Source organism: Bacteroides sp. MSB163 (assembly GCF_036416795.1).
Classification (GTDB): Bacteria; Bacteroidota; Bacteroidia; order Bacteroidales; family Bacteroidaceae; genus Bacteroides; species Bacteroides maternus.
This window is the reverse complement of sequence record NZ_CP143867.1, coordinates 505865-521978: the sequence shown is the minus strand read 5'-3', so window position 1 is coordinate 521978 and position 16114 is coordinate 505865. Positions and strand designations below refer to the sequence as shown.

General features: G+C 47.6%; 8 protein-coding genes. 3 read left to right on the top strand and 5 right to left on the bottom strand.

Annotation, left to right across the window (positions count from 1 at the left end):
* Positions 1-34 precede the first annotated feature (34 nt).
* On the top strand, positions 35-1159 hold the full coding sequence (locus VYM24_RS01820; RefSeq protein ID WP_291553891.1) for a sensor protein KdpD: 1125 nt from the start codon (positions 35-37) through the stop codon (positions 1157-1159).
* 21 nt (positions 1160-1180) lie between these two features.
* On the top strand, positions 1181-2620 hold the full coding sequence (locus VYM24_RS01815) for a sensor histidine kinase (RefSeq protein WP_291553888.1): 1440 nt from the start codon (positions 1181-1183) through the stop codon (positions 2618-2620).
* Between the two features lie 61 nt (positions 2621-2681).
* Here the strand turns inward: VYM24_RS01815 and VYM24_RS01810 are convergent, their stop codons facing one another.
* From VYM24_RS01810 to VYM24_RS01790, 5 genes are all read right to left on the bottom strand, one after another.
* A complete protein-coding gene (locus VYM24_RS01810) occupies positions 2682-4928 on the bottom strand; it encodes a S9 family peptidase (RefSeq protein WP_330941319.1) in 2247 nt (748 codons plus the stop codon).
* Positions 4929-4939: 11 nt separating this feature from the next.
* Positions 4940-7345, bottom strand: a complete 2406-nt coding sequence (locus tag VYM24_RS01805) for a glycoside hydrolase family 127 protein (RefSeq protein WP_330941318.1) — start codon at positions 7343-7345, stop codon at positions 4940-4942.
* 22 nt (positions 7346-7367) lie between these two features.
* Positions 7368-9770, bottom strand: a complete 2403-nt coding sequence (locus tag VYM24_RS01800; RefSeq protein WP_330941317.1) for a family 43 glycosylhydrolase — start codon at positions 9768-9770, stop codon at positions 7368-7370.
* Between the two features lie 261 nt (positions 9771-10031).
* Positions 10032-12764: a retaining alpha-galactosidase gene (locus tag VYM24_RS01795; RefSeq protein WP_330941316.1), complete on the bottom strand. Its 2733-nt coding sequence runs from the start codon at positions 12762-12764 to the stop codon at positions 10032-10034.
* Positions 12765-12982: 218 nt separating this feature from the next.
* Positions 12983-13291, bottom strand: a complete 309-nt coding sequence (locus VYM24_RS01790; RefSeq protein WP_291553877.1) for a type II toxin-antitoxin system HicB family antitoxin — start codon at positions 13289-13291, stop codon at positions 12983-12985.
* A gap of 386 nt (positions 13292-13677) precedes the next feature.
* Between VYM24_RS01790 and VYM24_RS01785 the strand changes: the two genes are divergently transcribed.
* Positions 13678-16113 (top strand): glycoside hydrolase family 127 protein, encoded by a 2436-nt coding sequence (locus VYM24_RS01785; RefSeq protein WP_291553874.1) that lies wholly within the window; start codon positions 13678-13680, stop codon positions 16111-16113.
* Position 16114 lies beyond the last annotated feature (1 nt).

Sequence of the window (16114 nt, the reverse complement as noted above, 5' to 3'; positions counted from 1 at the left end):
CCCGGTTACCCCATAACAACAACCACTCAAAGGTATGGACAGAGAAGAGAACGTGCAACATTTCCTCGACCTGATAAAGAAATCCCGTCGGGGCAAGTTCAAGATTTACATCGGCATGATAGCCGGTGTGGGCAAGTCGTACCGTATGCTTCAGGAGGCTCACGACCTGCTGGATAATGGGGTAGATGTACAAATCGGCTACATCGAAACCCACGGACGTGCCGGAACCGAAGCACAGCTGGCTGGTCTGCCCATCATTCCCCGGCGCCGTATATTTTACAAAGGAAAGGAACTGGAAGAAATGGATTTGGAAGGAATCATCCGCATCCATCCCGAAATAGTCATAGTGGACGAACTGGCGCATACCAACGTAGAAGGCAGCCGCAACGAAAAGCGTTGGCAGGACGTGATGGATCTTTTGGACGAAGGCATCAACGTGATTTCCGCTGTCAACATCCAGCACATCGAGAGCGTGAATGAAGAGGTGCAGGGAATTTCCGGTATCGAGGTTAAGGAACGCATTCCCGACAGTGTCCTGCAAGAAGCGGACGAAGTGGTGAACATCGACTTGACTGCCGAAGAATTAATTGCCCGTCTGAAGGCAGGTAAGATTTATCGTCCGGAGAAAATACAGACAGCACTGAATAATTTCTTTAAAACAGAGAATATCCTTCAGTTGCGTGAGCTGGCCCTGAAGGAAGTAGCCTTGCGCGTGGAGAAGAAGGTGGAGAACGAAGTCGTTGTTTCGAGCGTGGGTGTACGACACGAGAGGTTTCTTGCCTGCATCAGTAGTCATGAGAAGACTCCGCGGCGCATCATCCGTAAGGCGGCACGGCTGGCCACCCGCTACAATACTTCTTTCATCGCTCTATACGTGCAGACGCCCGCTGAGAGTGCCGACCGTATCGATCTGGCACGGCAGCGCTATTTGCTGAATCACTTTAAGTTAGTGACTGAACTGGATGGTGAAGTTCTTCAGATACAGTCCCGTGATGTGCTGGACGCCATTATACAAGCCTGTAAGGAGAAGCAGATAACGACTGTCTGTATGGGTAGTCCCTCTTTCCGTCTTCCCCAATCCTTGTTCATGCTGCTGAAATACAGAAAATTTGTGAGCGAATTGGCGCAAGCAAACATAGATTTGATTATACTTGCATAAAATTTAATTCTTAGGAGCGTTATGAATATTCGTACTAAACTAATACTCAGTGTGGGCATCCTTTCCGGTATGATTATCCTGCTGGTTGCTCTCTCGGTCGTCAATCTTCAGATATTGACGGCTACCGAGCCGGATAGCCCTGCGGCTGTACCCGGTTTGCAACGTGCCTTGCTGTGGATTTCTGTTATAGGAGGTGTTTGTATTCTTGCCAGCATCGTACTGCTTGTCTGGTTGCCCCGTTCCATCAGTAAACCCATTCGGGAACTGACACAGGGCATTCTGGAGATAGCCAATCATAATTATGAGAAACGTCTCGATATGAGTGGACATGAGGAATTCAGCGCAGTGGCCGACGGTTTTAACCGCATGGCCGAACGGTTGACTGAGTATCGCACCAGTACGCTGAATGACATCCTTGCTGCCAAGAAGTTTTTGGAAGCCATCGTGAACAGTATTCATGACCCTATCATCGGCCTGAACCGTGCGCATGAAATACTCTTCATCAATAAGGAAGCCCTGACTGTACTGAATCTGAAGCGGGATGAAGTAATCCGCCGTTCCGCCGAAGAGCTTTCGTTGAAGAATGATCTTCTCCGCCGGTTGGTGCGCGAGCTTGTCACTCCCAGTGAGAAGAAAGAAGCGTTAAAGATTTATGCAGATAACAAAGAGAGTTATTTCCAGGCATCTTATATCACAATTATGAATACAGAGACCGATACGGACGAGCCGCAGAACCTGGGTGATGTCATTTTACTGAAGAATATTACCGAATTTAAGGAACTGGACTCTGCCAAGACAACATTTATCTCCACCATCTCCCATGAGTTGAAAACACCTATTTCTGCCATTCTCATGAGTCTTCAGTTGTTGGAGGATAAGCGTGTGGGTGCCTTGAATGATGAGCAGGAACAGTTGTCGAAGAGTATCAAGGAGAATGCCGACCGCCTGTTGAGCATCACCGGCGAGCTTCTGAACATGACACAGGTGGAAGCTGGCAAGCTCCAGATGATGCCGAAGATTACGAAGCCTATCGAGCTTATAGAGTATGCCATCAAGGCCAATCAGGTGCAGGCTGATAAATTCGGAATTCAGATAGAGGTGGACTATCCTGATGAGAAGATGCCGAAATTGTTTGTGGACAGTGAAAAGATAGCTTGGGTGCTGACGAATCTTCTGAGCAACGCCATCCGTTACTCCAAAGAAAACGGGCGTGTGGTGATTGGTGCCAAGCATGAAGACGGAATCATTGAGATGTACGTGCAGGACTTTGGCAAGGGCATCGACCCGCGCTATCATCAAAGTATTTTCGACCGTTATTTCCGTGTGCCGGGTACGAAGGTGCAAGGCAGTGGTCTGGGCTTGTCCATCTCAAAGGACTTTGTGGAGGCTCATGGCGGAACGTTGACGGTGGAAAGTGAATTGGGAAAGGGAAGTAGGTTCGTGATACGGTTGAAGGGGTAGGGGAGAGTGATAAGGTGATAGAGTGCTTATCACTTTACCACCTTATCACTCCATCGCTCTATCACTTCTTCACCTCGTCCCACTTAGGCGGGTTTTCTCCCATCAAATGGCGTACAAAGAAATCATAGCGTTTATGTTCCCCGAAGTCTTCGCCCATTGTGTGGTGTGCGCCGGGGATGACTACCAGTTCAAAATCCTTGTTCGCTTTAATCAAAGCGTTTACTACTTGCATGGTTGAAGCAGGGTCTACGTTGTCGTCCAGTTCACCGACTACCAGCATCAGGGGGCGGCTCAACAAATGGGCATTCTCCACGTTCGAACCTTCTTTGTACTGGTCGTCTACGGGATATCCGAGCCAGAGCTCGTTCCACCAGATTTTATCCATGCGGTTGTCGTGGCAGCCACAGGCGGAATAAGCGGCTTTGTAGAATTCGGGATGCAGCAGCACGGCAGTGGTGGATTCCTGGCCTCCGGCGGAACAGCCATAGATGCCTACGCGGTCCATATCCATATACGGATACTTCTCTCCGGCAGCTTTAATCCAGGCGATGTGGTCGGGCAGACCGGCATCTTTCAGATTCTTATAACATACATTTTCAAATTCGCGTGAACGGAAAGAAGTTCCCATTCCATCCACCATGACAACGATAAAGCCGAGTTCGGCAAGGGAAGTCATGTACCAGTTGTACGGAATGAAAGTCTTGGGTACATACTGGTCGCCGGGACCTTGGTAAATGTACTCGATAACCGGATACTTCTTGTTCGGGGCGAAATTAGTGGGACGGACAATCAGTCCCCACATATCCGTTTTGCCGTCACGCCCTTTGGCGGTAAACACTTCCGGTGCTTTCCAGCCTTCGGCTATCAGGCGGCTGATGTCGGCAGTTTCCAATGGCATTACTACTTTGCCATCCTTGGCGCTGCGCAGCACGGCTACAGGAGCTTTGTCTACCATAGAGTAAACGTCTACCAGATAATTCATATCTCCCGAGAACCAGGCACGGTGCATTCCTTCTTCCGGAGTAAGGCAAACCAGGCCTTTCCCGTCGAAGCCGATGCGGTAATAGCGGATGAGATAAGGGTCTTCACCGGGTTGTACACCATTTGCGGAGAAGTAAATCTGCTGGTTGTCTTCATCTACACGAAGCACTTCGCGCACATACCATTCGCCTTTGGTGATTTGGTGGACGGGCTGCCCAGTGGTGCGGTCGTACATATACAGATGGTTCCAGTTGTCGCGTTCGCTCATCCAGATGATATGCTTGTTGTCCCTCAGGTCATGGCGGAAATGGCGGGTGTAGTTTACGTATTTATCACTGCTTTCCTCTATCAGTGGACGTACCTTGCCGGTTTCTGCCGAAAGTTCCAATACCCTGTACACCTGATGCCCGCGCTGATTGTATTCGAAGGTTACGGCACGGCTGTCCGGGTTCCATTCGGGGCCGTATATCTCATACTGTTGGGCAAACAAATCAGTGGAAGGGATAATACTGCGTCCTGTCTCCACTTCGTAGATGCAAGGCACCTTAAACGGAAGCTCATCTCCCGGTTTGGCATACTCCTGCTTGTGGAGCTTAGGTTGCAGTTGGTCCGTTGGCGAAGACTCCACGTAATATACATAACGCTTCTCAACCGGACGTATCTTGCAGGAAGCCACCTTCTTGCTGTCCGGTGACCAACGGATATAGGCTGAATAATAATTGCTCAGTGTGCCGTCTATACTCAACTGTTTTTCTTTCCCCGTGGCAACCTCTTTCACGTATACATTATGATTCTTGATGAATGCTGTGTACTTGCCGTCAGGCGAAGGAACAGGATTGGCAGTCTTCTCATCATCCCGTTCCATCCAGTGTTTCTGCTTTTGGGGAGCGGGGAGGCTGCCTTCGTTTGCCAACTGGTTTTTCCGGGTGACATACATCCATCGCTGGTTATTGAAAACAAAGCGGAGTGTGTCCAGACTTTTGTTTACATGCAGTCGCTCCAGATTGATGGCGGAAGATTTCACTTCTTTGCCGGATGCCTTGGTTAGTGCGTCAGCCAGGCGGCTATGGTCGAACAACTCTTTTCTTCCTTTCTTGTCTGCATTCACCGATACATACATACGTCCTTCCGGTGTATTGCGCACATACCAGAACTGATGTGTACCCTCTATCCACGCCGGCGTGACATTGGAGTAGAATACCTTGTTTGCGCTGAACTTCTCTCTCAATGAATAGGCACGGTTATAGTCCTCTACCGTACCTTGGGCAATAGCCATGCCCCCGCAAAGGAGCATGGCTACTGACAAACCTAATCTAACCATTTTCATATACCTAATCTTTACTTAACTTCCCATTCAAATAAGCCTGATGAATATTTATCCGGCTGTCTGATTTCCAGTTTGACGGCTTTTGTCTTTACCGGGTCAAAGTTAACTACATTTCCCGTACCTTTTTCAACTCCGTATTTGTCGGCACCGGTAACGGGTTGCCATTCGCCTTGTGCATCTTTATAATAAATCTTCCAGCTCTTCGGTACGCGGCAACCACCCCAGGGAGCATCGTCAAACCAATATACGGTAGCACTGCTGACGGTTGCTTCTGCCGGGAATTCGTATGAAATCCATTCGGTGCTTCCCTGTTTTGGCCACCAGTGATAGTAAGGCATGGAGCGGTCGTTCTCATCTTTCGGTACCAGGCGGTCGTTGATGGCGGAGATAGATTTTACTTTGTGTGAAGCATCAATCTTGCTTTCCGAAGCCAGCGTGGCAGGCATGGTGGGGCGGGATGCGCTTAATTCCTGCGGTAGCCATACGAGCATGGCTCCCGAACCACGGTGTGCCCATGCATAATAAGGAATCAGGGTCAAATCCACGTCAGTGGTAGTCAGGCGTCCCTGGTCATCGTATCCAAGAATCTGCGCCCCTGTCTTCAGTTGGTTGATGCCATACAGTAAATCGGGCTTTTCCACTACTTCAAACTTCGGGTTGCGGTTCATGAATACACTGAAAATATCGAAGTTGTTATCCGGCCATTCAGCGCAATACACAATCGGGCCGCGTTCCACGGCAATGCGTCCACGGTCGGCTTCCACTTTATTGTTGGCTTTCACGGTGCGTGGTTCCATGTCGAAGTGTATTTCCACTTTGTCACCCTTCTTCCAACGGCGGTCGATGCAGAAGTAGCCGTCTTTCAGTTCGCTTTGTACGGGTTCTCCGTTCACGGCTACCGTATATTTCAGATGCTTGCCGTCGCTGTAGGTGTAAAGGTCGCTCGGAACTACCTGACCCCGTACCCATCCCGGGATGCGTACTTTCATAGTGAACTGTCCGGCATTGTTCTTCTGAATGCCGATGGCGATGTCTCCGTTCCAGGGATATTTCGTTGTTTGTTCGATAGAAACAGCCTTACCGCCTACTTTCAGGTCCGAAGTATTGGACATGAAGAGGTTAACATAGACATCTTTATCCTTCACCGCATAGATATATCCCGGCAATGACGGAATGAAACGGCAGATATTAGAGGGGCAGCAAGCGCAGCCGAACCAAGGCTGGCGTTGATGTTGTCCCATGCTCTCCAACGGATTCGGGTAGAAGAAACCGCCACCGTCCAGTGATACGCCCGAAATCAAACCGTTATATAAGGTACGTTCCAATACATCATAATACTTTGATTCGCCGTGGAGCAAGAACAGACGGTAGTTGACATATACATTGCCGATAGCTGCGCAAGTCTCGCAATAAGCTGACATGTTGGGCAACTCGTAGTTCTTGCCGAAAGCCTCTCCGGCAGCCGTGGCTCCGATACCGCCGGTGATGTAATACTTCTTACCGACGATATTGTCCCAGATGCGGTCGATGGCATGAATGTAGGCGGTATCTCCGGTGAGAGCTGCCACGTCGGCCATACCTGCATACATATAAGCGGCGCGAACGGCATGTCCCACGGCTTCATCCTGCTGGACAACGGGTTTGTGTGCCTGACTGTATTCGTCCGTGCGGCTGGTGTAACCGCGCTGGTCGAGGAAGAATTTAGCCTGGTCGAGGTATTTCTTGTCTCCGGTGACCAGATAAAGTTTGGCAAGTGCCATTTCAGCAATCTGATGTCCGGGAACACGGATTTGCTGCCCTTCGCCTGTACCTATCTCACGACATACGCAATCGGCGTACTTGATGGCGATGTTGAGGAAGTTTTTCTTCCCGGTTGCCTGATAGTGGGCGATGGCGCCTTCCACCATGTGTCCCAGATTATAGAACTCGTGGCTCAGCTCTTCTACTTTTTCCCAGCGCTTGCTTCCCGCCCATTCGTGCGGATGCTTCGGGTTCATGGTGCGGCTGGTGTAGAGGTATCCGTCGGGTTCCTGTGCGGCGGCTACAATCACCAGTACACTGTCGATGTACTTAGCCAGTTTCTTGTCCGGATAAGTCTGCAACAGGTAGCTGGCACCTTCAATGGTTTTATAGACGTCTGTATCATCAAAGGCCAGTCCGCCGACTTTTATCGTATCGCTGGGATGCGCTGCGTTGACGAAGTTCTGATATCTTCCTGTTTCCTCGCATTTGCTGAAAGCAAGAGGAATGGTTACTTCACGGCTTGCGTTGAGGCGCTGCCCCCAAAAGGAGTCGGTTACTTTCACCGAAGTGAAGGGCACAGGGGCAATGGGGTAGCCGTGCGACTGATTTTTCACTTGTGCCTGACCGCCTATTGCAGTGGCAAGCATCAGAGTGCTTACTAAAAGTTTCTTCATGGTTATCATTCTATTTATGGTGTTATTTTTTCATCGGAATATATTCGTCCCAGAGTTTCAGTGAATGCAGGTAACCCGTGAACGACCAGTTGCGTTCTGCATTCCGCCCCAAAGTTACGTATTGTGACGGTTTTATCAGCAATTGAATATCTTTTTCACTGATTAGTTGTCCATTTATATAGACCTGCTCCATCCGGCCGTCAAAGCATATATAGACGTGTTGCCATTTGCCTTCCAGCGTTTTCATATCCTTATAACCGGCGTCTTCGTACCAACCGTAGTGGTTGATGACTCCGCAACGTGGCTCTGTGCCACTTACCAGCATAATCTTCTCCAATTCGTCATGCGAAGTTGTGAAATCGGCCACACATTCGTTTTCTGCGATGGAGTCGTTCAATATCCAGGCTTCCAATGTATAGGGGGCATTGTCCAGCAATGTTGCAGGCAGGGAGAAGCTGGATTGGAATACCTGATGACCATCAAAGCTGAAACTTTTCTTTCCTTTCATTTCCTTGATGATGGAGGGGGCTTTGTGAGCCTCGAAGTATCCTTCTATTCCATGATTGGAAAGATAATGTACGGTGTCTCCTGTGGCGAAGTCATCGGCGGTAATGCTTATTACCAAGCCATGCTTTTGCTGATTGGCAGCCGGTAAGCGGACGATATCCGTAGTGGTGTCATATTCCTGTTCGGCAGGTGCCTGTTTCCAGTTATAGTAGCGCAGATTAGTGATGATTAAGGGTTCGGCTCCGCTTTGAAGCGAAATCACACCGGATGAAAGGGCGGACTCCGCTTCGTAGCTTTGCCACCTACCTAATCTATAAACTAACCCGCTAATTGTATGTTCTTTGGAAGGAGAAATCAACGGATGACGGAATTCCAATGTAGTGCCTGGTTCAAGTATCAAAGCATCACGTCCGCTCATACGTCCGGTGCGGGCTGCGCCTTCTTTGAGAGTGAAAGATCCTCCCAACATCCCTTCGTTGTTTTGCCATTCGCGACCGTTCCAGTCGGCGGCAGTCAGTCCGAGCCATTGCTGCGGGGCGGAGGCTTCGATGCCGGAGAATACTTTGATATTCCAGATGGCACCACCGAAACCATTCTTTTGCCCACCGGTATAGGTGAGGCGGACGTAGCGGGCTTTGGCTTTTCCGAAGTCCACCATCGGGCTGCCTGCCAGATGATTGTTCCGTTTATCGGCAAAGATATTCCAGCGTTTTCCATCAGTGGAAGTTTCAATCAGATATTGATAGAACTGCGTGCCGTATTCAAATTGTGTCCAGATGGTTTGTATCGGTTGGCTACGTCCCAGGTCTATTTCAATCCATTCCTGTCCCATGCCGCGTGGACGCCACAAGGTTCCGTTGTTATCATCTACAGCATATTCGGGACGGAAATTATCGTCATAAAAAGAAGAGGCGCGAACGCTCTTGCCAAAGGCCAGATTGGTTGACTTGACTACGGTGGGAGCCAGTGCGCCTACACCGTCGTGGGTGGGAGTAATCTTCCGGATGCTTCCGTCTTCGGCAAACTCCATGCGGTCGATGCAAAGCTGGCGATGGAAGCCACGGTTGGAGTGTGGATTGTCGTGGCGGTGGTAGACGATATAGTAATCATTGCCTTCCTGGAGGATGCTGTGATGTCCGGGGCCGTGAATGGTGCCGTCAGTATTGGTTTCGAGGATGCAACCGCCATATTTATAAGGACCTAAAGGCTGGTCCGAAGTGGCATATTGCACACGGTAGGTATGGTCGTGGCAGGAACCGGAAGAATACATGAAGTAGTAAGTTCCATTCCGCTTGATGACAAAGGGAGCTTCGAAGAAATCCGTTGCTTCGGTATTGGGGATGAGGCGGGTTTCGGTGAAACTTTTCAAGTCGGGTGCCAGTTTTCCGGCACCACAACCGAAACCTTTGTATATCCCCCAGGTACCCCAGTACATATAGACTGATCCGTCATCATCTACAAATGTTTGTCCATCCAGAGTGATGGCATTTGTTACGAAACGGTCGGGGATGAGGACGGCTTCGCTATCACCCAGAATATTCTTCCACGGACCGCGAGGGGTTTCACTTACGCCGCAATGGATGATGCAGGGCTGGCAATAGAAATAGTAATACTTGCCATTGGTGTGCCGCATCACGTCGGGAGCCCATATCCAGTGGCTGTCGGGCCAGTTCATGGGCATCAGGGTCCAGTTTACGAAGTCTTTGCTTGTCCACACTTGGGCAGGGCCGAAGCCTGCACCACTACCATCGGTTGTGGCGTACATATAATAAGTATCACCAAACTTTTTGATAGTAGGGTCGGCGAAATATCCGGGGATGACGGGATTACCCGCGCCCGGAGTATTGAAATCAGTCTGCGCAAAGGCAGAGACAACTCCTATTAAAAAGGAAGTGATTAAAAGGATGGTTCTATTCATATTGTTACTTAATTGTTTTATAAATGATAATTTAGCGGCGAGGGAATGGGTATGCGGACTACACGGATAATGAGGACGAACGCGGACTTTAATCTTTTAGACGCGGATGACACGGATGACGCGGATTTTTAAAGCTGCGCTATACATACCGGCATATCACACCGAAGGAAAAAAGAATCCGCGTCATCCGTGTCATCCGTGTCTGAAAGATTACTTGCACGCCGAAGGAGAACCTTGCTCCAGCGCTACGCTGGTAAATTATCATTTATGTATTTCATTATTAATCGGTATCTCTATCTCATAAAAATATTCTTTCAACAGCTTGTACATATCCGGATCGTATGCTTTCAGCTTTATGCGACGGTTCATGGAATTGTGCACTCCATTGGCAGGCTCGGCATAGCGATTACAGTTAAAGAAAGACTGTACACATTCGGCAAAATATTCCTCTTTATTGCTTAAGGCATAAGTATTTGCCCATAATCCTTTTTCGCCTGCGCTTTTCCATAAAGCCTCCAGCCGGTCATTGAAATCAGGCTCTACGCCAACTATCCCTACCATGTGTATCAAGTGTGCAAATTCATGAATCAGGATATTCTCGCCCGTATATTTATCCTGAGGCAAACCCAATAGGTTCTCTTCTCCGCAACTGGCGGAGAATTCATCTTCCGGTGCACCTCCGAAACCTCGGGCACGCCAGTTCCAATAAGCGATGCTGTCAGGAGAATTGCAGATATGGGCAAACTCCGGTAAGTCGCAAGTCGCTTCATCTTTTCCTATTACCATCACGTGGCAACCCTTCTTCACCATGTGTGCTTTTACGTCAGGACGTTTGGCCAGCATCAGACTGATAATATCACAGGCTTTCAGCAATGCCTCGTCGCTCACCCGCTCAGATGAAGTGACATATAAACCTTCCGTTTCAATGTATTTCTTGTAGAAAGAAGGAATATTCTTGCCTTCGGGTATTGTCGTCACCGTTCCGCGTACCGGACAGGCTTCGAGCTTCATTGCAAATCCTCCTCCCGAAGCTAAATGCAATTTCATCCGGCTGTTTTTATCTATTGTGAGCGTTTCTGTGCGGTAATCTTCCGCCTGTTTGTTGGCGTTGATGCCGTCAGTGAATAATGTGGCGGTGTAACGGGCATCTGTTGGCAGGAAAGAGAAGTCTATTTCCACATCTCGTTCATCCCAGTTTGTCATTCCGCCGATGTACCAGTTGATGTCTTTCTTACGGACAGTCACAATGTATTCTCCTAATTTGCCTGCGGCGATAAAAGTAGAATCAGTTTCTACAGGAATGGAAGTGATGAAATCTACACATTTCTGTTCATTCAGATAATTTGTCGGTGCATCGCACAGCATGGTGAGGGGGGAATCATGCACGATATAGGCAGCCAGTTGATGGCAACGGGTTCCCATGCTCATTGGCGTATAGTAAACGGCACGCCAGTCTGCTTTTGTGGCATTACGCATAGCTCCCGGGGTGTAGTCTACCGGACCTGCCATCATCCGGATGTAGGGGAAAGTGACATCATAAAGCGGCATGTTATTTTTAATGTCCGTCCATTTCACTTCTTCCATGCCGAAGAGACTTTCGAAGTTGATGATGTTCGGATAAGTACGGTTGATGCCTGTCGGTTTATAGATGCCGTGCAGGTCGAGCGTCAGTTTATGCTTGGCGGTGGCTTCGGCAATGCGGTATACCATTTCAACGGCTGTCTGGTCGTCGCGGTCGAGGAAGTCGACTTTAAAACCTTTGATGCCCATGGCGGAGTACTTCTTGCAAGCAACTTCCAGTTGGCTGTCGAGTACGTTGAATACTGTCCAGAGTATGAGTTCCACTCCCTTCTCCTTTCCGTAAGCAATCAGTTCCGGGAGGTTCAGCTCGGGAATGACGGTCAGCATATCACCGCTTTTGGGGTCGTACCAGCCTTCGTCGAGCACAATAAACTCGATACCGTTGCGGCTGGCGAAATCTATATAATATTTGTAGGTATCCATATTGATGCCTGCCTTGAAGGGGACACCTTTCAGGTTCCAGTCATTCCACCAGTCCCAGGCCACTTTCCCAGTTTTTATCCAGGAAGTGTCGCCTATGCGGTTGGAGGATGCCAGTGCATAAACCAGATTGTTGACGGGCATATCCGTATCTTTTTCCGTCACAGCCAGCACACGCCAGGGATAAGGACGGGCACCTTTGCTGCGGGCTATGAAATCGGTTGTCTCTGTCACATACTCCTGTCTGCGCCAGGGATAGAAATCTGTCTTGGTGGGGTAGGGGGCAAATACTCCTTTCAGGGAGTAAGTTGACGAGGAGACAACCTTCTCCACAAACATACCCGGATAAGCTTCGAGGTCAGACTCCAATATCGTCAGCTTGGCTTTACCACAGTCCACGGTTACGGGCAGGAAAGCCAGTTTCGACTGTGCCTTCGATAGTGGGGTGATGTCGTAGACATTCTGGAAAGCCATTGCCATTGGCTTCTTATCGTTGGTTGTATAAGGAAGATAGGCTGTGTAATCCTGATTGAAGTTAAATTCTGCCACTTCCTCTTTGATGGTTACTTCTGTCTTTTGTGTTGTGTAAAAACGATAAGCCACTCCTTCGTCATAGGCGCGGAAGGTAATGCCGAAATCACCTTTCAGCTTCAAGTTAAGTTCATTGCATGTGGCTATGAACTCCTTGAAGCGATAGAAAGGAGACTCTACATTATCCCTGACCTTTTTCCTTTTAATACCCGTTACCTGAGAATTGTTTCCTATTGTAGTTCCGTCTGCCAGAACTAATCCTATGTTAGAATGAGAGAGAATTGTATCGTTTTCGTGCATCACCTGATAAGACAGTTCGTTTCCGGCAGTAACCTCCACCTTTAACTTTCCATCAGGAGAGAAGAGCGTATATTTCTTTCCGGGAGCTGCCCCGAGTGGATTATTTCCGAAGTATAAAAATAAGGAAATAACGGCTAATTTGAGGGATGTGCAGTTTTTCATAATCGATTAGCTCTTTATTTGGTTCGTGTGCAAAGTAAGTGAAAAAGGAGTGAACGGAATGACTGAATAATATAATGTGATAAAAGAATAGTCCAAGAATCACCCTTTTATGGTATTCTTGGACTATGTTTGGATTATTTTTTTAGTCTTTGGACTATTTTTGCATAGGAGTCGATTAGGTATTACATCTCATAATCAGTTCCTTTAAGAGGGTACTTTTATAACATTGCTGTAATTTGCTTTTCTAATGCTTGCTTGATAAAAGCATTGATTGAGATTCCGGCACGTTGTGCCAGCATTGCCACACGACTATGTATTTCAGGGGTTAGACGAACGTTTAATAATCCTGAGTAACTTTTATGTGGCTGTATTCCTTCCTCTTCGCAATATGCCAGATAATCATTGACCGCTTCATGGAAGGCTTCTGTTAATTCCTGAACGCTTCGTTTATCTTCATTTTTAAAGATAACTCTCGAACCGTTCGATAAGTTTTTCTTTTGTACCCATTCATTTATAAGTTTTTGCAAATGTAACTACAAAATGGTTACAATCCAATGGGGGGTAGGTATAAAGTATACAAAAAATATTCATAATTACTTCAAAATGAATCTATACTCTGTTCCCTTCCTGGAATGTACTTGCTCCGTACCTTCTCCGTACTTTCTCCGTGTAGAGGTACTTCTGAACGAAGAATGTACGGAGCAAGTGCATCCCGGATACGTTTCGGGTATAATATCTATAGCCATGAAAAAATAATCCAAGCCAATACAATAATAATCTAAATATCCTCCAGAGCCTTTATAGCCCGACTATTTTTGCATTCATATGGACTTTCGTTTTATTCAGTTTAAGATAAATCCTTTTCCTTTGCCGTACACTTTTGGTAACGAACTAAAAATACATATATGATATTATGAAGAAACGAATCCAATTCCTTTTCGGTAGCATCGCCCTCCTGGGCATGAGTGCTTGCAGCGAACCCTACGTTCAGCCTGATGCTCCGATTAAAGAAGTTCCTTTTACACAAGTTCATCTGAACGATAACTTCTGGACTCCGCGTATTGAAACCAATCGTACAGTCTCCATACCTTCCGCATTTAAAGAATGTGAGAAGAACGGACGCTTCGATAATTTTGCCATTGCCGGAGGATTAATGAAGGGTGAACACCGTGGTGATTTCTCTTTTGACGATACCGATCCTTATAAGATAATAGAAGGAGCCTCCTACTCGCTGGCTGTGAAGTATGACAAAGCACTGGATGCTTATCTGGATAGTGTCATCTCCCTTATCGCAGCCGCTCAGGAACCGGACGGCTACCTCACTACGTGCGTAACTAATAAATGCTACCGTCTTTCCGGCTGGTGGGGAAAGAATCGTTGGGAAAAGATTAATAGTCATGAACTTTATAATAGCGGTCACTTGTATGAAGCTGCCGTTGCACACTATCGCGCAACAGGTAAACGCTCCTTGCTTGATGTAGCTATCAAAAATGCCGACCTTGTTTGTCAGGTGTTTGGCCCCGATGAAGGGCAAAAGCATGTTCCTTCCGGACATCCCATTGCCGAAATGGCGCTTGCTAAATTATATAAAGTGACAGGTGATGAGAAATATCTGAAAATGGCTAAATACTTCGTGGAGGAGACCGGACGCGGAACAGACGGTCATCGTCTCAGCGAATACAGTCAGGATCATAAACCCATTTTGCTGCAAGATGAGATTGTGGGGCATGCCGTGCGTGCCGGATATCTTTATTCTGGTGTTGCCGATGTGGCTGCCCTAACCCAGGACACAGCTTATTTCAACGCACTGAGTCGTATTTGGGAGAATATGGCAAGCAAGAAGCTTTTTATTACCGGAGGTATCGGTTCCCGTCCGCAGGGTGAAGGTTTCGGACCTAACTATGAACTGAACAATCATACCGCATATTGCGAAACTTGTGCAGCCATCGCCAATGTTTATTGGAATCACCGCATGTTTCTGGCTACGGGAAACGCCAAATATGCCGATGTGTTGGAACGTGCACTTTATAATGGTGTGATTTCGGGTGTTTCCCTTAGCGGTGATAAGTTCTTCTATGATAATCCGCTCGAATCTATGGGGCAGCACGAACGCCAGCATTGGTTTGGTTGTGCTTGCTGTCCGGGTAATGTAACCCGCTTCATGGCTTCCGTACCTTATTATATGTACGCCACCCAGGGCAATGATATTTATGTCAATCTTTATATCCAAAGTAAAGCTGACCTTAATACGGACAGCAATAATATAGCTTTGGAACAGACTACTGAATATCCTTGGGAAGGAACGGTTTCCATCTTAGTTACTCCCGAGAAAGAGCAGGAATTTGCTTTGCGTTTCCGTATTCCGGGTTGGGCGCAGGATGCTCCCGTACCAACGGATCTTTACTCATTTACTGATAAGGCAGGTGCTTACAGCATCTCTGTTAACGGTAAGAAAGTAAATGCTAAACAATATGATGGCTACGCTACTATTTCACGTACCTGGAAAGCGGGTGATGTGGTAGAAATCAGTCTTCCGATGGATGTGCGCCGTATTAAAGCCAATGATAATGTGGAAGATGATCGTGGTAAACTGGCTATCGAACGTGGTCCTATCATGTTTTGTCTGGAAGGCAAAGATCAGGCTGACAGCACTGTTTTCAACAAGTTTATTCCTGATGCCACTCCAATGGAAGCAGCTTATGACGCTAATCTGTTGAACGGTGTTGTAGTGCTGACCGGTAATGCGAAAGAAGTGGGTAAAGATGGTAGTGTGAAAGAGGTTCCTTTTAAAGCCATTCCTTATTCAACCTGGAATAATCGCGGTGCAGACCAAATGGCAGTTTGGATTCCTGAAGCTGCCGAATATGCCCGTCCTATTCCCGAGCCGACAATTGCCAGCAAGGCACGGACTCTGATGATACAGGCTCCTATCCAGAAAGACGCTCCTGAATCAGCCTCAGTAGAAAGCTGGGCATGGGGGGTGAATGACCAATGGGAACCGAAACGTTCATCGGATATTTCTAAGCCTTATCACTATTGGTGGTTGAGAAATGGAACGCTGGAAACGCTGGCTTACCAATTTGATCAACCGTACACCGTTTCGAATGTACAGGTTTATTGGCTGGATTTCGATCATTACGATGGAAACTTCCGCGTGCCGGAAAGCTGGAAACTCTATTATAAAGATGGTAAAACTTGGAAAGAAGTAGAGGCATTGAATGACTATGTGGTGAAGAAGGACTGCTACAATAGTCTTGATTTTAAACCGGTAAAGACGACAGGATTGAAAATTGCCGCTCAGTTGCAGAAAGGTGCTTCGGGTGGGGTGATTGAATGGAAAGTAAACTAAT

Coding starts and splice junctions, on each gene's coding strand:
- VYM24_RS01805 (WP_330941318.1), bottom strand. CDS start 7,345: ATGAAGAAACTTTTAGTAAGCACTCTGATGCTTGCCACTGCAATAGGC.
- VYM24_RS01815 (WP_291553888.1), top strand. CDS start 1,181: ATGAATATTCGTACTAAACTAATACTCAGTGTGGGCATCCTTTCCGGT.
- VYM24_RS01810 (WP_330941319.1), bottom strand. CDS start 4,928: ATGAAAATGGTTAGATTAGGTTTGTCAGTAGCCATGCTCCTTTGCGGG.
- VYM24_RS01800 (WP_330941317.1), bottom strand. CDS start 9,770: ATGAATAGAACCATCCTTTTAATCACTTCCTTTTTAATAGGAGTTGTC.
- VYM24_RS01785 (WP_291553874.1), top strand. CDS start 13,678: ATGAAGAAACGAATCCAATTCCTTTTCGGTAGCATCGCCCTCCTGGGC.
- VYM24_RS01820 (WP_291553891.1), top strand. CDS start 35: ATGGACAGAGAAGAGAACGTGCAACATTTCCTCGACCTGATAAAGAAA.
- VYM24_RS01795 (WP_330941316.1), bottom strand. CDS start 12,764: ATGAAAAACTGCACATCCCTCAAATTAGCCGTTATTTCCTTATTTTTA.